Origin of the sequence: Nocardia sp. NRRL S-836, from assembly GCF_001279525.1 — a bacterium.
Classification (GTDB): Bacteria; Actinomycetota; Actinomycetes; order Mycobacteriales; family Pseudonocardiaceae; genus Lentzea.
On the sequence record NZ_LGDY01000138.1, the window covers coordinates 151,244 to 168,858 of the forward strand.

General features: G+C 71.1%; 17 protein-coding genes. 8 read left to right on the forward strand and 9 right to left on the reverse strand.

The features are described 5' to 3' along the window. Positions 1–64 precede the first annotated feature (64 nt). From ADL03_RS49005 to ADL03_RS38220, 3 genes are all read left to right on the forward strand, one after another. Positions 65–355 (forward strand): hypothetical protein, encoded by a 291-nt coding sequence (locus tag ADL03_RS49005; RefSeq protein ID WP_197289007.1) that lies wholly within the window; start codon positions 65–67, stop codon positions 353–355. 86 nt (positions 356–441) lie between these two features. Then, a complete protein-coding gene (locus tag ADL03_RS46155; RefSeq protein WP_053738499.1) occupies positions 442–966 on the forward strand; it encodes a hypothetical protein in 525 nt (174 codons plus the stop codon). A 16-nt stretch (positions 967–982) separates the two neighbouring features. Next, a complete protein-coding gene (locus tag ADL03_RS38220) occupies positions 983–1,777 on the forward strand; it encodes an alpha/beta fold hydrolase (protein ID WP_053738500.1) in 795 nt (264 codons plus the stop codon). 1,005 nt (positions 1,778–2,782) lie between these two features. Here the strand turns inward: ADL03_RS38220 and ADL03_RS38225 are convergent. The 5 genes from ADL03_RS38225 to ADL03_RS38245 form a co-directional block, all read right to left on the reverse strand. After that, positions 2,783–4,447, reverse strand: a complete 1,665-nt coding sequence (locus ADL03_RS38225; protein ID WP_369809063.1) for a fumarate hydratase — start codon at positions 4,445–4,447, stop codon at positions 2,783–2,785. A 240-nt stretch (positions 4,448–4,687) separates the two neighbouring features. Then, positions 4,688–5,671 (reverse strand): sigma-70 family RNA polymerase sigma factor, encoded by a 984-nt coding sequence (locus tag ADL03_RS38230; RefSeq protein WP_053738501.1) that lies wholly within the window; start codon positions 5,669–5,671, stop codon positions 4,688–4,690. Positions 5,672–5,910: 239 nt separating this feature from the next. Beyond that, a complete protein-coding gene (gene dtd / locus ADL03_RS38235; RefSeq protein WP_053738502.1) occupies positions 5,911–6,336 on the reverse strand; it encodes a D-aminoacyl-tRNA deacylase in 426 nt (141 codons plus the stop codon). Continuing rightward, entirely contained in the window at positions 6,333–7,787 is a 1,455-nt protein-coding gene (locus tag ADL03_RS38240; protein ID WP_053738503.1) for a methyltransferase, read from the reverse strand. The genes dtd and ADL03_RS38240 overlap by 4 nt, the downstream gene beginning before the upstream one ends. Before the next feature lie 89 nt (positions 7,788–7,876). After that, positions 7,877–9,361: a CdaR family transcriptional regulator gene (locus ADL03_RS38245; protein ID WP_053738504.1), complete on the reverse strand. Its 1,485-nt coding sequence runs from the start codon at positions 9,359–9,361 to the stop codon at positions 7,877–7,879. Positions 9,362–9,436: 75 nt separating this feature from the next. Between ADL03_RS38245 and ADL03_RS38250 the strand changes: the two genes are divergently transcribed. Beyond that, complete coding sequence (locus ADL03_RS38250) at positions 9,437–9,751, forward strand: DUF3099 domain-containing protein (RefSeq protein WP_369809064.1); 315 nt, start codon at positions 9,437–9,439, stop codon at positions 9,749–9,751. A 12-nt stretch (positions 9,752–9,763) separates the two neighbouring features. On the opposite strand, the gene ADL03_RS38255 is transcribed toward ADL03_RS38250, so the two are convergent. Together ADL03_RS38255 and ADL03_RS38260 are read right to left on the reverse strand one after the other, a co-directional pair. Beyond that, complete coding sequence (locus tag ADL03_RS38255; protein ID WP_053738561.1) at positions 9,764–10,642, reverse strand: carbohydrate kinase family protein; 879 nt, start codon at positions 10,640–10,642, stop codon at positions 9,764–9,766. After that, positions 10,639–11,517 carry a pseudouridine-5'-phosphate glycosidase gene (locus ADL03_RS38260; protein ID WP_197289022.1) on the reverse strand — a complete coding sequence of 293 codons (879 nt, stop codon included), beginning with the start codon at positions 11,515–11,517 and terminating at the stop codon, positions 10,639–10,641. Before ADL03_RS38260 ends, ADL03_RS38255 begins: the two co-directional genes overlap by 4 nt. A 40-nt stretch (positions 11,518–11,557) precedes the next feature. On the opposite strand from ADL03_RS38260, the gene ADL03_RS38265 reads away from it, so the two are divergent. Next, entirely contained in the window at positions 11,558–11,809 is a 252-nt protein-coding gene (locus tag ADL03_RS38265) for a DUF3039 domain-containing protein (protein ID WP_053738507.1), read from the forward strand. A gap of 60 nt (positions 11,810–11,869) precedes the next feature. On the opposite strand, the gene ADL03_RS38270 is transcribed toward ADL03_RS38265, so the two are convergent. Next, on the reverse strand, positions 11,870–12,949 hold the full coding sequence (locus ADL03_RS38270) for a YihY/virulence factor BrkB family protein (protein ID WP_082373831.1): 1,080 nt from the start codon (positions 12,947–12,949) through the stop codon (positions 11,870–11,872). Positions 12,950–13,111: 162 nt separating this feature from the next. Between ADL03_RS38270 and ADL03_RS38275 the strand changes: the two genes are divergently transcribed. After that, on the forward strand, positions 13,112–14,797 hold the full coding sequence (locus tag ADL03_RS38275; protein WP_053738509.1) for a DEAD/DEAH box helicase: 1,686 nt from the start codon (positions 13,112–13,114) through the stop codon (positions 14,795–14,797). 16 nt (positions 14,798–14,813) lie between these two features. On the opposite strand, the gene ADL03_RS38280 is transcribed toward ADL03_RS38275, so the two are convergent. After that, positions 14,814–15,590, reverse strand: a complete 777-nt coding sequence (locus ADL03_RS38280; protein ID WP_053738510.1) for a bifunctional 2-polyprenyl-6-hydroxyphenol methylase/3-demethylubiquinol 3-O-methyltransferase UbiG — start codon at positions 15,588–15,590, stop codon at positions 14,814–14,816. Between the two features lie 46 nt (positions 15,591–15,636). Between ADL03_RS38280 and ADL03_RS38285 the strand changes: the two genes are divergently transcribed. Then, complete coding sequence (locus tag ADL03_RS38285) at positions 15,637–16,233, forward strand: TetR/AcrR family transcriptional regulator (RefSeq protein WP_231642791.1); 597 nt, start codon at positions 15,637–15,639, stop codon at positions 16,231–16,233. Positions 16,234–16,566: 333 nt separating this feature from the next. Next, positions 16,567–17,550, forward strand: a complete 984-nt coding sequence (locus ADL03_RS38290) for a sugar ABC transporter substrate-binding protein (RefSeq protein ID WP_231642792.1) — start codon at positions 16,567–16,569, stop codon at positions 17,548–17,550. Positions 17,551–17,615 lie beyond the last annotated feature (65 nt).

Here is a 17,615-nt window from a genome sequence, read left to right on the forward strand (position 1 = left end):
CGCGTCGCCCTCCGAGGTACCACCGGGCATCGCCCCGGGAGAGGTCCCGCCCGACGGCACACCGGTGACGAAGCTCGACACCAACGCCCTGGCATCGGACTACCCGCGCACCGCGTGGACCCAGGGCGACGGGAAGACCGTCACCGTCGTGGCCCAGGAGGCCGGGTGCGGCAAGGCCAGCGCGTCCGTGCTGGAGCAGTCGGCGTCGGTCGTGAAGATCGAGCTGCTGGAGACGCTGCCGCTGGACAAGCAGATGTGCACGATGGACATCCGCTTCCCACCGCTGAAGGTGCAGCTGAACGAGCCCCTGGGTGAGCGCACGCTCGTGCTGACGTCGCGGCAGGAACAGAAGTAGACCTCCCTCCCCCCGGTGCCCGGCCGGCACCTGCCCCGCCGGCCGGGCACCTCCCGCGCTCGGGTTCTTTTGCAAGGATGGTGCGCATGAGAAACGTCGTCGCTGCCGTTGCTCTCGCTGCCCTGCTCGCCGGGTGCTCGTCCGGTGGCACGTCGAGCGCGCCGGGTTCCTCCTCCGGCACCACGCCGACCGGGACGTCCGCGCCCGGCACGTCCACGCCGGGTTCCGGCTCGAACGCGCCCTCCTCGCCCGTGCAGCCACCGGTGTCGATCTCGCAGGAACCGCCGGTCGTGCCGCCGAACGTGACGCCGGTGCCGAAGGAGAAGGTCGATTCGACATCGTTGTCAGACACCTTCCGCACCGAGGCGTTCGTCTTCAACGACGGCCGCGACGTCGAGGTCTTCGGCGTCGGCGGCGGCTGCAAGGAGGCCCGCGCCGAGGTGACCGCGCAGTCCGCCGAGGTCGTGCAGGTCACGCTGGTCACGATCACCAAGCAGCCGCCGGGCACGATCTGCACCCAGGAGATCCGCCAGGTCCCGCTGACCGTCCACCTCGACGCGCCGCTGGGCGGCCGCCGGCTCGTGCTGGAGTCCCGCGAGGAAACCGGCTGAGGTGCGACACTGACCCATGGATCTTCGGCTGGGGAACCGCACCCTGCACGTGTACGACGTCGGCGAGGGCGTGCCGGTCTTCTGGCACCACGGCACGCCCAACCTCGGCCTCCCGCCCGAGCCGCTGTTCCGGCCGGGCGTGCGCTGGATCTCCTACGACCGCCCCGGCTACGGCACCTCAACACCGGTACCGGGTCGGACGGTGGCGTCGGCGGCAACCGACGTGGCGCACATCGCCGACGAGCTCGGCATCTCGACGTTCGCGGTCGTCGGCCACTCCGGCGGCGGCCCCCACGCCCTGGCCTGCGCCGCACTGCTCGGTGACCGCGTCACCGGCGTCGTCGCCGCAGCGAGCATGGCACCTTTCGACGCACCCGGCCTCGACCCGTTCGCCGGCATGATCGCCTCCGGCCAGGCCTCCCTGCGCGCCGCCATGGCCGGCCGCGCCGAGAAGGAGCGATACGAGACCTCCGGCGTCGAGTACGACCCCGAGTTCACCGAGACCGACCTCGCCGCCCTGCGCGGCCCGTGGTCGTTCTTCGACAAGGTGGTCCCGCCCGCCCTCGCCAACGGGCCCGGCCCGTTGATCGACGACGACATTGCCTACGTGACGCCGTGGGGCTTCGACACGGCGTCCATCTCGGTGCCGATCTTGCTGCTGCACGGTGCGCGTGACGGCATCGCCCCCGTCAGCTACGCCCACTGGCTCGCGGCCCGCATCCCCGGCGCCGAGCTGCGCGTCACCGCGGAGGACGGCCACATCTCGGTGCTGAACCACGCCCCGGCCGCCCTCGACTGGCTGCTCGGGTGAGGGTTCGGGCGTTGCTGCTCGTGTCGCGCTGTCGGGCGGTGCTGGGCCTGGTGGCGTGACGTGAGGGCGGGTCCGCAGAGGGCAGGCGGTGTGTAGTGCGCGCCCGTGGACGGTGGACGGTGAGGGGCGCGGTGAGCGGGCTCGGTGGACGGGCGGCGCGGTGGACCTGGGACCGGCAGTGCGGTGGGTGTGCGCGGTGACCGGGCGTTCTGAACCGGCGGCGCGATGGGCGGGAAGCGCGTGGCTGGCGGCGCGATGGCTGGCGGCGCGGAAGGCGGGCGGCGTGGAGGCTGGCGGCGCGGAAGGCGGGCGGCGTGGAGGGCGGGCGCGGTGAATGAGCGGCGCGGTGAATGAGCGGCGCGGTGAATGAGCGGCGCGGGGAGCTGGCGGCGCGGGGAGCGGGCGGCGCGGGGAGCGGGCGGCGCGGAGGGCGCTTAGCTATCCCTCGCCCGCAGCTCGCGCCTGCTACCCACCCAGGTCGGCTGCCCTGTCGGCTGCCCGCCCCGACTTCAATGTCGGCCTCAGCTTCAACGGTGACCTTAGCTCCGCTGTCGGCGTCAGCTTCGACGTCGACCTCAGCTTCGACGGCGGCGCCAGCTCCGACCTCGGCGTCAGCGCCGACGCCGACGAACGCTGGGTCCGCGAGCTGGACAGCTTCGGCAACAGCGTCGACGCCATCGACCTCCGCGAAGCTCGCCGCACCACGTCATTGCTCAGCTGTCTGTCGAGCTGTCGCACGGCGACCTAGAGCGACGAGCTCGACACACAGCTCGCGGTCGGCGACGACCTCGTCGTCCCAGTAGCTACAGCCTCTAACCGGACCTAGCACGACTCGGACAGCACGATCAACCCACTACAACCCTCGGCTTGACCTGCGCCTTTGCAACTACACGTTTGACGACGACCGCAAACGAACCATTGCAAAGGGAGCTGTAGAGCAACGGCCGGGCCAACCGATATATCGGTCGGCCCGGCCGTTGCACGGGTCAGAACAGTGAGCGTGAGCTAGCGGCGGAAGCTGATCTGCAGGGTCGGGGCGAAGGTCTCGGCGAAGAAGTCGTTGCCCTTGTCGTCGACGACGACGAACGCGGGGAAGTCCTCAACCTCGATCTTCCAGACCGCCTCCATGCCGAGCTCGGGGTACTCCAGCACCTCGACCTTGCGGATGCAGTCCTGGGCCAGCCGGGCCGCCGGGCCGCCGATCGAACCCAGGTAGAAGCCGCCGTGCGTGGCGCACGCGTTGGTGACCTGCTTGGAGCGGTCGCCCTTGGCGAGCATCACCAGCGAGCCGCCCGCGGCCTGGAACTGCTCGACGTAGGAGTCCATGCGGCCGGCCGTTGTCGGGCCGAACGAGCCGGAGGCGTAGCCCTCGGGGGTCTTGGCCGGACCGGCGTAGTAGACCGGGTGGTCCTTCAGGTACTGCGGCATGGGCTCGCCGGCGTCGAGGCGTTCCTTGATCTTGGCGTGCGCGATGTCGCGGGCCACGACCAGCGGGCCGGTCAGGGACACGCGGGTCTTCACCGGCAGCGTGGTGAGGACCTCGCGGATCTCGGCCATGGGGCGGGTGAGGTCGATGCGGACGACCTCGTCGGAGAGGTCCTCGCCCTCGATCTCCGGCAGGAACTGGGCCGGGTCGCGTTCCAGCTGTTCCAGGAACACGCCCTCGGGGGTGATGCGAGCCTTGGCCTGGCGGTCGGCCGAGCACGACACGGCGATGCCGACCGGGCAGGACGCGCCGTGGCGGGGGAGGCGGATGACGCGCACGTCGTGGCAGAAGTACTTGCCGCCGAACTGGGCGCCGATGCCGAAGTTGCGGGTCAGTTCCAGGACCTGCTGTTCGAGGTCGGTGTCGCGGAAGGCGTTGCCCAGGGGCGAGCCCTCGGTCGGCAGGGTGTCGAGGTAGCGGGCCGAGGCGAGCTTCGCGACCTTGAGGTTCTGCTCGGCGGACAGGCCGCCGACGACGACCGCGAGGTGGTACGGCGGGCAGGCCGCGGTGCCGAGGGAGCGGAGCTTCTCGTCGAGGAACGACGCGAGTCGCTTCGGGTTCAGCAGCGCCTTCGTCTCCTGGTAGAGGAACGTCTTGTTCGCGCTGCCGCCGCCCTTGGCCATGAACAGGAACTCGTACACCGGGTCCTGGCCGGGCTTGTGGAACACCTCGATCTGCGCGGGCAGGTTCGTGCCGGTGTTCTTCTCGTCCCAGAACGACACCGGCGCCATCTGCGAGTACCGCAGGTTGAGCTCCTGGTAGGCCTCGAAGACACCGCGGGCCAGGGCCTGCTCGTCGTCGCCGCCGGTCAGCACGGTCTCCGAGCGCTTGCCCATGATGATCGCCGTGCCGGTGTCCTGGCACATCGGCAGCACGCCGCCGGAGGAGATGGCCGCGTTGCGCAGCAGGTCCATCGCCACGAAGCGGTCGTTGCCCGACGCCTCGGGGTCGTCGATGATCTTGCGCAGCTGGGCGAGGTGCGACGGGCGCAGCAGGTGCTGGATGTCGCGGATGGCTTCCTTGGCGAGCAGCGTCAGCGTCTCCGGCGCGATCTCCAGGAACTTGCGGTCGCCGGCCTCGATCAGCTTCACCCCGTCAGAGGTGACGAGGCGGTACTCGGTCTCGGTGTCCTTCGCGAGCGGAAGGACGTCGGTGTACTCGAAAGTGGTGGGCACGGCGTACACAACTCCAACGGTGTGCAGTTCGGATCAGAAAACCGTACCGCCATCAAAGGGACGTATTGGTGTGATCCCCGACCACCGTGCTCAAAACCACGGAAGGCCGGGGCAGCCCCCGGCTGCCCCGACCTTCCTTCGTGTGCGACGACGGGCGTCGCATGGCTTGGTAACGCCCGACCGTGCCGTGAGTTGAGTCACAAGTCAATACTGCCGGTCGGGTGAGATCCGACCGTGACACCGCCTGGCCTAAGAGGCGTATGCGCGCAGCTTGGCGGCACGCTCACCCTGGCGCAGCTTGGACATGACCTCGCGCTCGATCTGGCGCACCCGCTCGCGCGACAGGCCGAAGCGCTTGCCGATCTGGTCGAGCGTGCGCGGCTGGCCGTCCTCCAGGCCGTAGCGCAGCCGGATCACGGCCTGCTCGCGCGGCTCCAGTGTGGCGAGCACGCGGCGCAGGTCGTCCTGCAGCAGGCCGGAGATGACGGCGCTCTCGGCGTCGGTCGCGTCCGAGTCCTCGATGAAGTCACCGAGGGGCGCGTCCTCCTCCGTGCCGACCGGCATGTCCAGCGATACCGGGTCACGGGCGTGGTCGAGCAGGTCGGCGACCTTCTCGACGGAGATGCCGGACTCCTTGGCGAGCTCCTCGTTCGTCGCCTCGCGGCCGAGCGACTGGTGCAGGTCGCGCTTGATCCGCGCGAGCTTGTTCACCTGCTCGACGAGGTGGACGGGGAGGCGGATGGTGCGGCCCTGGTCGGCCATGCCGCGGGTGATGGCCTGGCGGATCCACCACGTGGCGTACGTCGAGAACTTGAAGCCCTTGGTGTAGTCGAACTTCTCCACCGCGCGGATCAGGCCCAGGTTGCCCTCCTGGATCAGGTCCAGCAGCGGCATGCCACGACCGGTGTAGCGCTTCGCGAGCGACACGACGAGGCGCAGGTTGGCCTTCAGCAGGTGGTCCTTGGCACGGCGGCCGTCGCGGACGAGCTCCCCCAGCTCTTCGCGGCGGGTGGGCGTGAGGCGCTTGGCCGTCTCCATGACGTGCTGGGCGAAGATGCCCGCCTCGATGCGCTTGGCGAGGTCGACCTCCTCCTCGGCCGTGAGCAGCGCGGTCTTGCCGATTCCGTTCAGGTAGACTCGAACGAGGTCGGCTGCCGGCCCCTGGGCGTCGAGGTCGGCTTCGAGCGCGGTGTTGTCTCCGACTTCACGGTCGAAGATCCTCGTGACGGTCATGGATCTCCCTCCCCCTGCTGCGGGCGACGCGGTCGCGGGCACGGTGGTCAAGGCGGCGGCGCGGCGCTGCGCCCTGGTGCCGGTTCGCGGCGGGCCCGCTCTGGATCCCATCGCTTGCTGGCTCTCATCCCGGGTAACGAACCCGATTCCGAATTCGTTCCCGACTTCCTGACCTGAAGACGTCGCCGCTGTCACAGCGGTTGCGCGAGTAATCTGAGGATTGGCTGAGAAGCCTTTCCTCAGACCTCCACGAGCACCGTGAACGGACCGTCGTTCACGCTCCGCACCTTCATCTCCGCCCTGAATCGTCCCGTTTCGACCCGGCCGCCCAGCTGGCGGAGCTCCGCGACGACGGCGTTCACCAACGGTTCCGCGTGCTCGGGCCGGGCGGCCGCCGTCCAGGACGGACGGCGGCCCTTGCGCGTGTCCCCGTAGAGGGTGAACTGGCTGACGACCAGCAGGGGAGCACCCGCCGACTCGCAGGACTGCTCGTCGGCGAGGACCCGCAGCCCGTACAGCTTGCGCGCCATCTTGGCGGCGTGAGCGGTCGTGTCGTCGTGGTGGACGCCGAGCAGAACCAGCAATCCGGGCTCGCCGATCGCGCCGACGAGCTCCCCTCCGACTTCGACACTCGCCTCTGTGACGCGCGCCACAACGGCTTTCACGCGGGAATCAACATTCCGTGCCGGATGAGATCACGAACGATCGGCAACGCGGCTTCCGAATCGATTTCTCCATAGGCGAACTCGAGCAACGCGAGCAGGTCCGCCAACGGCAGCGCACCGGTGCACCCTGCGACCAGCTTGGCCGTCGCCTCGTCCACCTCGTGCTGCCAGCCGGGCCCGTCGGTGCGGTGCAGCCGGGCCACGACCTTGCGCCAGCCCTCGTCGCCCGGCGCGGACACCTCCTCCAGCACCACGGTGTCCGCGACCCGGAACGTGCGGCCGAGCAGGTCCGGGTTCGCGCGCAGCCACGCCACGTTGTCCAGCCAGCGCGCCGCCTCCGGGCCCAGCGGGTCGTCGAACGCGTGCCGCAGGTCCTCGCACACGACCTGGGAGTGCATCTCGTCGGTGCGCCGCAGCGTCACGTACCCGAAGCCGACGCCCTGGACGTCGTTCTCCTCGAACCAGTCGAGCCACGCGGCCGCCTTCTGCCGCCCCTCGGGGCTGCGCGGGTCGACGCCCGCGTCCTTGAGCCACGTCCCGACGTACAGCGCCGGCTCCGCGATGTCGCGCTGCACGAACCACGCGTCCACGCCACCGCGCGGCAGCCAGCCGGAGACGCGCTCCTCCCAGTCCTCACCCCTGCGGTGCACCCAGGACGCGAGCAGCTGACCGACGCCGCCCTCGTTGAGGAACGCCGGCAGCTGCCGGATCACCAGCGCCGACGCGTCGTCGCCGCCGAGCCCGGAGTCGCGGTAGACGTAGTCGACCCGCGGCGGACCCACCACGAACGGCGGGTTGCACACGACCTGGTCGAACCGCCGGTTGCGCACCGGGCCGAACCACTCGCCCTGCAACGCCTCCACGTCGAGCCCGTTGATGCGGAACGTGCCCTGTGCGAGCCGTAGCGCGCGCTCGGACAAATCGGTCGCCGTGATGCGTTCGGCGTGCTTGCTGGCGTGCAACGCCTGGACGCCGCAGCCGGTGCCGAGGTCGAGCAACGACCCGACCGGGGTCCGCCTGGTGGCGCGGGCGAGGCTGATCGAGGCGTGGCCGACGCCCAGCACGTGGTCCTCGGGCACGCTGCCGCCGCGCACGTCGGAGTCGAGGTCGGCGATCACCCACCAGTTGTCTTCGTAGGGCCGCACGTCCAGCCCGGCGGTCAGCTCGCTCGTCAGCACCTCGTTGGCGACGAGGTCGTCGATGTCGGTCCCGGCCAGCGCCTTGCGGACGTCCTGCTCGGGTTCGGTGTCGCCGAGCAGGAACAGGCGGATCAGCGTGCCGAGCGTCCCGGCGTCCCTGCTGGCACGGCGGGCGGGTTCCGGCTCGCCCCGGCCGAGCGCGGCGTGGGCCTGCGGGCCGAGCGCGTCGACCACGCCGTCCGCGGTGTAGCCGGCGTTCTCGAAGGCCTCGCGCAAGCGGGCACACAGGTCAACGGAAAGATCAGGGTGCACGGTGCAGATGTTTTCACGGCACGACCGGCCGCACCGACCCGGTGACCGGTGGCCGGCCGCCGAACGGGACCGCGACCTGGGCGACGACCTCAGCGGGCGATCGACAACGCGATCGCCATCGCGAGCCGCTGGTCGGCGTCGTCGAGCGGCAACGGCGTCACCTCCGCCATCTTCTGCATGCGGTACCGCAGCGTGTTGGGGTGCACGTTGAGCTCACGCGCGGCGGCCCGCACGTCGCCCTGGGCCGCGAGCCACGCCTTCAACGTCGCCGCGTAGCTCGTCCCGTACTCGGCGTCGTACCGCAGGATGGCGGACACCGGTCCACGGGTCGGCAGGCGTCCGGCGTCGGCGACGGCCGCGAGCCGGTACAGCAGCACCCGCGCCCACGCGTCGTCGTAGACGACCGGCTCACCGGTGGAGAGCGCGAGGCACTCGTCGGCCTCCTGCCGCGAGGTCGGCAGCTGCGTCGCCTCGGCCGGGCCGCCGATCCCGGCCAGCACGGTGGCCTCCGACGGCAGCTCGCGCACGAGCGAACGCACCCACGCGACGGCGTCGTCGGCGGCGGGGATGACGGTGTAGAGGACGTTGCCGAACAACGCGCTGCGCCCCGGCCGCGACCAGCCGAAGCCCGCGGTCGCGCGCTGGAACGCCAGCACCGCCGCCCCGTGCTCGCCCTCGCCCGCGTGCGCCTGCACCGCGATCACCCGCAGGTCGGCCGACGGCAGGCCGAGGCGGGCGACGTCGGCGGACTCCGGGTGTTCGAGCAGCCGGATCACCAGGTCCGCCTCGGCCTGGCGTTCCAGGTCCGTCGAGGCCCGCGACCGCAGCAGGTGCAACGCGGCCGTGCGCGCGCCGTCGACCAACGCCGCCGTGCGCGCGGCGTCGACCGGTCCGGTGACCTCCACCCACACCGACCCCAGCAGCTCACGCCCGGCGCGCACGGCGGCAACGAGGCGGTTGCCCAGCTGCGGGGTCAGCTTGGGCACGAAGATCGGTTCGTCGGACGAGGCGAGGTGCGTGAAGACGCCGTACTCGTCCAGCGCGCGCCGCGCCTCCTCCGGCACGCGGCGGCCCAGGATGGTCTGCACGCGGACCGGGTCGACGTCCTGCTGCCGGTACGAGTAGGCGAGCACGCGGGACTGCTGGTCCTCGATCGTCACCGGCCCGCCGACGACACCCGCGATGACGTCCGCGAGCCCGAACAGGTCACCGGTGCGGGTGCCGCCGTTGACGAGCGTCTGCGTGACGTTCGCGAGCTGGCTCCACGGCACCGACGGATCGACGAGCAGCACGGCCGCACCGGACTTCCTGGCGGCGACGACGACCCGTTCGTCCAGCGGTGGCCTGCCGTGCAGCACGACCGCCGAGGCCGCGGTCGTGGCCACCAGCCGGGCCGCCGCGGCGACCGACGGCGTGCCCAGCCCGAGCAGGACGTCACCCGCCGCCGCCGGGGTGTTCTCCGCCGGGTCGTGCAGGGCGACCCCGCGCAGCTCGGCGGCACGGCCCCTCGGCGCGCACGCCAGGTGCGTGCCCAGGCTGCCGAGCACGTCCACGAGGCGATCAAGGGCGACCACCCGCGGATGTTAACCGCCGACCGGCTGTCCCGAGGGTCACTCGGACGTGGGAGCATGGAGGACGGAGGTGGTGTCGTGAGCAGTCCCGACCGGAACGACACCCCGGTGTTGATCACCGAGGCGGCCCCGTCCTACGAGGAACAGCACGCCGCCCGTCGCCGCAAGTACGCGATCATGATGAGCCTGCGCTTCCCGTGCCTCATCCTCGCGGCGCTGTTCGCGCAGACGTGGTGGCTGGCGCTGTTCTTCATCGTGCTGTCCGTGCCGTTGCCGTGGATGGCCGTGCTGATCGCGAACGACCGGCCGCCGCGCAAGTCCGAGAAGGTGAACCGCCACCAGGCCGAGCGCCGGGCGATCGCACCGAAGAGCACGACCGTCATCGACGGCTGACCGGGCGCACCGCTAGCGGGGCGGCTGCGCGCCGACCACGCTGACGGCGCGCGATCCCGCGCGCACGCCGCCGAGCAGCGCGTCCCTCTTGCCCGCGCCGGCCAGCCACGCCGCGAGGAACCCCGCGTCGAACGCGTCACCGGCCCCGGTCGAGTCGACGCACTCGGCGCGGTCCGCGGGCACCGAGATGATCTCGTCCGCGTCGACCCACGAGGCACCGTCCGGCCCCGAGGTGACCACGACGGCACCGACGTGCGAGAGCAGGTCCTTCGCCGCGGCCGGGTCGGGGGAGCCGGTCAACGCCGCCAGCTCGTCGGCGTTGGGCAGCAGGACGTCGACGCCGCGCACGTCCTCCATGAACGACGCCGCCGACGTGATCAGCACCGCGGCCTGCGGGTCGACCGACGTCGTCCACCCGGCCGCCCGCGCCGTCCGCAGCGCCGCCAGCCCGGCGGGCCGTGACGAGGCGTCCAGCAGCACGTAACCGGACAGGTGCAGGTGCCCGTCGGAGCCCACCAGCAGGCCGGGGTCGAGGTCGGCGGGGGAGAACCGGGCGTTCGCGCCGCGGTCGGGCAGCATCGAGCGCTGACCGTCCTCGTCGACGAGGACCACGACACAGCACGTCGCGAGCTCCGGGTCGACCGCGAACGCGCAGCGCACGCCCGCCGCCGTCAGCTCGGAGTGCACCTGCCGCCCGGCCGAGTCGGCACCCACGCGCGCCACCAGCACCGGCGACGCACCGCACGCGGCCAGCCACACGGCCGTGTTCGCGCCCGCGCCGCCCGGTTCGATCGTGACCTTGGCGCGCACGTCACCGCCGTGCGCGATCGGGCCGGAGTGGCGGGCGACGACGTCCAGGCCGGCGTCGCCCACGACCACGACCGGCCTCATCGGCACAGCTCCACGGCGACCTCGGCCGCGACCTGGACGTTGCTGACGACGAGCTCCTCGTTCGCGTCGAGGCTCACGCCCTCGCTGGCGGTGTGGAAGTGCTCCAGCAGCACCGGCGTGACGTCCTTGCCGCGCACGTTCCGGTCGACCAGCTTCTGCAGACCTTCGGCGAGCAGCCGGTCGTGCAGGGCGGAGTCCATCTCGAACGCCGCCGGGACCGGGTTGACCAGCAGCATGCCGCGCTCGCCCGCGGCGAACACCGCCGCCGCCTGCTCCGCGTCCTCGACCCGCCACGGCACCCCGAACTCCGACTCGCGGCGGTAGAACGCCGGGAAGCGGTCGGTCCGGTAGCCGACGACCGGCACGGACCTGGTCTCCAGCACCTCCAGCGTCGCGCCCATGTCGAGGATCGACTTCACCCCGGAGCACACGACCAGCACCGGTGTGGTGGCCACGACGTCGAGGTCCGCCGACACGTCCCACGTCTCGCGCGCGCCACGGTGCACGCCGCCGAGCCCGCCGGTGCCGAACACGCGGATCCCGGCCCGGTGGGCGAGCGCGGTCGTGGAGGCCACGGTCGTGGCCCCGCTGCGGCCCAGCGCGCACGCGGCGCCCAGGTCGCGCAGGGACAGCTTCAGCAGGTCCTCGGAGCAGACCCGCTCCAGCTCAGCGGTGGTGAGGCCGATGTGGGGCACACCGTCGAGCACGGCGATGGTGGCCGGTACGGCGCCGGCCTCCCGCACGACGCGCTCCAGGCGTGCGGCGACCGTCAGGTTGCGCGGGGCGGGCAGCCCATGGGACAGGATCGTGCTCTCGAGTGCGACGACCGGCCGGTTCTCGGCCAGTGCGGCGCCAACTTCCTCAGCGATGTGCAGCGGGGTCACGAGGGGGCATCATCCCAGGTACCCTGGGCGCGTGAGCACCCAGACTCTCCCCGAGGTCGACGTACGGCCGGACGAGACCGACCAGTCCTCGGACGACGCCCCGAAGATGTTCCACTACGTGCGCAAGGCGAAGATCGCCGAGAGCGCCGTGATGGGCACCCACGTGGTCGCGCTGTGCGGCGAGGTCTTCCCGGTCACGCGGTCGCCGAAGCCCGGTTCGCCGGTGTGCCCGGACTGCAAGAAGATCTACGAGAACCTGCCCGACGGCGGCGGCGAGGAATAAGCCCCCGCTCTCGGCCACGAGCCCCGGCGCCTGCACCCCGGGCGCCGGGGCTCGCGCGCGTCAAGACCCCGTGCTGCGCTCGTGCTCGTGAGGCGGTCGCCGGACCTGCAACGGCCCGGTGTGCTGCGTGTCCGCGGGGGAGGGCGCGGAGTACCCGGCCTGCTCCCGCCGGGGTTCGGCGGCCTGCTCCCGGATGCGGGACGCGGCGCGTTCCAGCTCCAGGCGGCGCCAGCGGCGGCGCTGGCGGCGGGTCATCTTCGCGGGCCACATGTCCTGGATGGCGCTGTTGAAGTACGCGCCGATGGTGATCGCCAGGCCGATGAAGAACACGAACAGCAGGAACGCGATCGGCGTGGCCAGCGCGCCGTAGGTGTAGCCGGTGGTGGTGATCCACCGGATGTACAGGCGCAGGCCGATCGACGACAGGATGAAGAACGCCATCGCGAGGACCGCGCCGGGCAGCACGCGGTGCCACGGCAGCTTCCGCGGCAGCGCCAGCTTGTAGAGCATCGACAGCGACAGCACGAGCAGCAGCCCGACGCCGGGGTAGTAGAAGCGGCCGACCCACGTGTCGATGTGGGGCTGCCACGACGCCGGGAACAGCTGCGGCAGGATCTCCGGGCCGAGCGCCAGCACCGGCAGGCCGACGACGAGCGCGACGAGGGAGACCAGGTACAGCAGCAGGGCGAACAGGCGCTGCCACAGCTCGTTGCGCACGCCGTACTGGCCGTGCGCAACGGTGATCGCGTCGACGAACGACGACATCGCCGACGACCCGGCCCACAGCGAGATCAGGAAGCCGATGGAGACGATCTCGCCCTTGCCGGTGGTGAGGATCTCGGCGACCGTGGGTTCGATCACGTCGTTGACCACGTCCGCGCTGAAGATCGTCCGGGTGAACCCGATGATCCTCTCCTGGACGGCGCTGACGACCTCGGACCCGAACCAGTCGCCGAGGTAGCCCATCGCGCCCAGCACGCCGAGCAGCAGCGGGGGGAACGACAGCGTCTGCCAGAACGCGGCCTCGGCGGCTTCTGAGAAGATGTTGCCCTGCCACGCCTTCGACAGCGTGCGCGCCAGTAGACGCAGCGGCGTTTTCCGGCCGGGCCTGCGCGTGTCGTTGTCGGTAGGCGAACCCATCGCAAGCTCAAGCATGGTGCATGCCGCCACGTTTCGCGGCATCGGCGGCTGGAACAGGTAGAGTCACGGTGCCCTCGGCAACGGCCTGCCTGAGGGCTTTACCATGTCCTACCTGCGCAAACGAGGAGAAACACGTCTGTGACAGCGACAGCGACAGCAGCAATGCGACCGCTGCGGGCATGGCAACGCCGCGCGCTGACCAAGTACCTGGCGGCCAGACCCCAGGACTTCCTCGCCGTCGCCACGCCCGGTGCCGGCAAGACGACCTTCGGCCTGCGAGTGGCGGCCGAACTGCTGGCCGACCGCACGATCGAGGCCGTCACGATCGTCACGCCCACCGAGCACCTCAAGCACCAGTGGGCGAAGGCCGCGGCGGAGCAGGGCATCGCGATCGACTCGAACTTCCGCAACACCAACGCGATCACCTCCCGCGACTACCACGGTGTGGCGGTCACGTACGCCCAGGTCGCCGCGCACCCGTCGCTGCACCGGGTGCGCACCGAGAACCGCAAGACGCTCGTGCTGCTCGACGAGATCCACCACGGCGGTGACGCCAAGTCGTGGGGCGAGGCGATCCGCGAGGCGTTCACGCCCGCGGTCCGCCGCCTGTGCCTGACCGGCACGCCGTTCCGCTCCGACGACTCGCCGATCCCGTTCGTGCAGTACGAGGAGGGACCGGGCGGTTTCAAGACCTCGAAGGCCGACCACACCTACGGCTACTCCGACGCCCTGCGCGACGGCGTGGTGCGGCCCGTGCTCTTCATGGCGTACTCGGGTGAGGCGTCGTGGCGGACCAGCGCGGGCGAGGAGTTCACCGCACGCCTGGGCGAGCCGCTCACGCAGGAGCAGACCGCACGGGCCTGGCGCACCGCGCTCGACCCGGCCGGCGACTGGGTGGCCTCCGTGCTGCGCGCCGCCGACCAGCGCCTGACCCAGAAGCGCGAGAACGGCATCCCCGACGCGGGCGGCCTGGTGATCGCGACCGACCAGGAGACCGCGAAGGCCTACGCGCAGGTGCTCCAGCGCGTGACCGGCCACACCGCGACGGTGGTCCTCTCGGACGACCCCAAGGCCTCCGGCAGGATCGCCGAGTTCGCCGCGACGACCGAACGCTGGATGATCGCCGTCCGCATGGTGTCCGAGGGCGTCGACGTCCCCCGCCTCGCGGTCGGCGTGTACGCCACGTCGTCGTCGACCCCGCTGTTCTTCGCCCAGGCCGTCGGCCGCTTCGTGCGTGCCCGCAAGCCCGGCGAGACCGCCTCGGTGTTCCTGCCCTCGGTGCCGGTGCTGCTGCAGCTCGCGGCCGAGCTGGAAGCCCAGCGCGACCACGTCCTGGGCAAGCCGCACCGGGAGAAGGACGGCTGGGACGACGAGCTGCTGGCCGCCGCGAACCAGACCAAGGACGAGCCCGGCGAGGAGGAACGCGCCTTCACCGCGCTGGGCACCACCGCCGAGCTCGACCAGGTCATCTACGACGGCTCCTCGTTCGGCACGGCGGCGTTCGCCGGCTCGGAGGAGGAGCAGGAGTACCTCGGCCTGCCCGGGCTGCTCGAACCCGACCAGGTGCGCACCCTGCTGCTGCAACGCCAGGAGGAGCAGCTCGCCTCGGCGGCCCGCCGTCCCAAGGCGGAGGCCCCGGTGCGGGAGGTGCGGACGGCCAGCGTGCAGGAACGGCTCGCCTCACTGCGCAAGGAGCTCAACACCCTCGTCGCGATGCACCACCACCGCACGAAGAAGCCGCACGGCAAGATTCACAACCAGCTGCGCGAGTACTGCGGTGGCCCGGTGACGGCGATGGCGAGCATCGAGCAGCTGGAGGAACGCATCGCGACCCTCCGCTCCTGGTGACGCCTCGGGCATCGGCTCAGCCGCGGACGACGGCGACGGCGAGGGTGCGGTGCCGGGTGGTGAAGCCGCCGCCCATGGCGTCCACGGCCGTGCCGACGCTGTCGACGACGACGTCGACGGCGTCGGGCGGCAACGCCGTGAGCGAGCCCGTGGTGCGCATGAAGTCGAGGTAGCCGGCCGTCGTGTAGGTGTGCTCCCAGTCGGCGGCCCACCGGTCCGGCCCGGTGAACGCGCCGGTGGCCAGCAACGCCTCGGCGGTCCGCGCGCAGCCCGCCTCGTAGCTCGCCACGGCCTGGGCCGGCGAGGCGGGCAGCTGGAACGGCGCGTCGGGCGCCACGCGCCGGAAGGCGTCGGCGAACGCCTGGGAAACCGGGTCCGGCACGGCGAACACGTGCCACAGCGCGACGAACAGCCCTCCGGGGCGCAGGACGAGCGCGGCTCGCCGCGGGCCGGTCGCCGCGTCGACCCAGTGCCAGGACTGGGCGGCGACGAGGGTGTCGAACGTGCGCCCGGCCGGGTCCCACGTCTCGAACGCGCTCGTCTCGACGGTCACGCCGGTGTGGCGGGCGAACGCGGCCATGCGGTCGTCGGGTTCGACGCCGAGCACCGTGCGGCCCGCGGCTTGGAGCTGCCGCGCGGCGATGCCGGTGCCGCAGCCGACGTCGAGGACGTCCGGGCCGGGGCTGGCGTGCACGATCCGGTCGACCAGCTCGGCGGGGTAGGGCGGACGGGCGCGGTCGTACCGTTCGGCTTCGGAACCGAAGCTCTGGGACCAACTGGCTAAAGTGGGCATATGCCCACCATAGTGGGCGCTCGCCCACTTGTGCACCGAGTGAAGAGTGGAGACGCGAACCGTGCCGACCGGGGTGCATCTGCGTGATGTGCGCGAGCAGTTGTTCGACGCCGCCGAGCGAGTGCTGCGGGAGGGTGGGCCGAGCGCGCTGACCAGCCGTGCGGTCACCGAGGCGGCCGGGGTCGCCAAGGGGGTGCTGCACCGGCACTTCGCCGACTTCGACGCGTTCCTGGCCGAGTTCGTGCTGGACCGCGCGACGCGGACGGAGGCGCGGCTCAGCGAGCTGACCGCGGGGGAGGGCGAGGTCGTCGGCAACCTGGCGGACGCGATCGCCGCCGTCTTCACCTCGGTCGCCGTCTCGGTCGTCGCGCTCATCAGCTTCCGCGACGACCTGCGCGCCCGGCTGCGCGAGACCTGGCCGGCCGGGGTCCCGGTGCTCACCGAGGCCGTCGAGCTGATCGCCGTCTACCTCGCGGGGGAGCAGCGGTGCGGCCGCATCAGTGACGGCGTCGACGTCGACGGGCTGGCGCCGATGCTCATCGGGAGCGCCCACCTGCTGTTCGCCGACCGGCAGGTCCGCCCGGACGCGGAGGCCGTCCGGCGGATGGTCCGTCAGGTCGTCGGTTCGTCGATCCGTAACTGATATCCGATATATCAGAACCTGTTGCAGTAGCGCTCTGGTAGCGCTCTCACAACGCTCGGTAGCTAAATGAAGATGGAGTTACCGCATCGTGACGACTTAATCGATGCAGTGTGGTTCCGGTCACGCACATCTCGGGCATACGTTGTGCGCCACAACATTCTCTGTGACACAGCGCAGTGAAAGGGATGGCGGATGCGCAGCAAGAGCCTCGCTTCCATCGCCGTTGCCGCGGGCCTCGCCCTGGCGGTTTCGGCATGTGGTGCCAACACGTCCTCCGGCACCGGAGGAAGCTCCAACACGAACTCTGGCAGCACCGGGGGCGCAAAGGTCGGCGTGATCCTGCCTGAGACCGCGTCCTCCGCTCGCTGGGAGGGCTTCGACAAGCCGCTGCTCGAGAAGGCGCTGAAGGCGGAGGGGCTCGACCCCGACATCCAGAACGCGCAGGGCGACGTCCAGAAGTTCAGCACCCTGGCCGACGGCATGATCAACGCCGGCGTCAAGGTCCTGATCATCGCCACGCCCAACAGCGAGGTCGGCGCCTCGGTCGCCAAGAAGGCGCAGGCGCAGGGCATCCAGGTCATCGACTACGACCGCCTGAACCTCGGTGGCTCCTCGTCCTACTACGTGTCGTTCGACAACGTGAAGGTCGGCGAGCTGCAGGGCCAGGGCATGGCCGACGCGCTCAAGAACTCCCCGCAGGGCGCCAACGTCATCGAGATCGAGGGCGCGCCGACGGACAACAACGCCACCCTCTTCGCGGACGGCCAGAAGAAGGTCCTCAAGCCGCTGTACGACTCGGGCAAGCTCAAGCTCGTCCAGTCCCAGCCGATCGACAACTGGGACAACCAGAAGGGTGGTCAGGTCTTCGAGCAGATCCTGACCAGCAACAGCGGCAAGGTCGACGGCGTCGTCGCCGCGAACGACGGTCTCGCCGGCGCGGTCATCACGATCCTCAAGAAGGTCGGCCTGAACGGCAAGGTGCCGGTCACCGGTCAGGACGCCACCCCGGACGGCCTGCAGGCCGTGCTCCGCGGTGACCAGTACATGACGGTCTTCAAGCCGATCAACGAAGAGGCCCAGGCCGCCGCCAAGCTGGCCGCCGCGCTCGCGAAGGGTGACACCGCCGGTGCGGACGCCCTCGCGAACAAGAAGGAGAAGGACCCGAAGGGCAACCGCGACGTCAAGTCCGTGCTGCTCACGCCGCAGCTGATCACCAAGGACAAGGTGAAGGCGGTCGTGGACGCCGGCTTCGTCAAGGCCTCGGAGATCTGCGTGGCCGACACCCAGGCCGCCTGCACCGAGCTCGGCATCAAGTAGGACCGCTTGCGCCAGGCGGGGTGCGGCACCTGCGCACCCCGCCTCGGCGCGTGGTAACCACGGAG

Excerpts from the sequence above, each read along its gene's own strand:
- ADL03_RS38255 (WP_053738561.1), bottom strand. The coding sequence starts at position 10,642 with ATGAGGCCGGTCGTGGTCGTGGGCGACGCCGGCCTGGACGTCGTCGCC.
- ADL03_RS38230 (WP_053738501.1), bottom strand. The coding sequence starts at position 5,671 with ATGACCGTCACGAGGATCTTCGACCGTGAAGTCGGAGACAACACCGCG.
- ADL03_RS38220 (WP_053738500.1), top strand. The coding sequence starts at position 983 with ATGGATCTTCGGCTGGGGAACCGCACCCTGCACGTGTACGACGTCGGC.
- ADL03_RS38270 (WP_082373831.1), bottom strand. The coding sequence starts at position 12,949 with ATGGGTTCGCCTACCGACAACGACACGCGCAGGCCCGGCCGGAAAACG.
- ADL03_RS38280 (WP_053738510.1), bottom strand. The coding sequence starts at position 15,590 with ATGCCCACTTTAGCCAGTTGGTCCCAGAGCTTCGGTTCCGAAGCCGAA.
- ADL03_RS38275 (WP_053738509.1), top strand. The coding sequence starts at position 13,112 with ATGCGACCGCTGCGGGCATGGCAACGCCGCGCGCTGACCAAGTACCTG.
- ADL03_RS46155 (WP_053738499.1), top strand. The coding sequence starts at position 442 with ATGAGAAACGTCGTCGCTGCCGTTGCTCTCGCTGCCCTGCTCGCCGGG.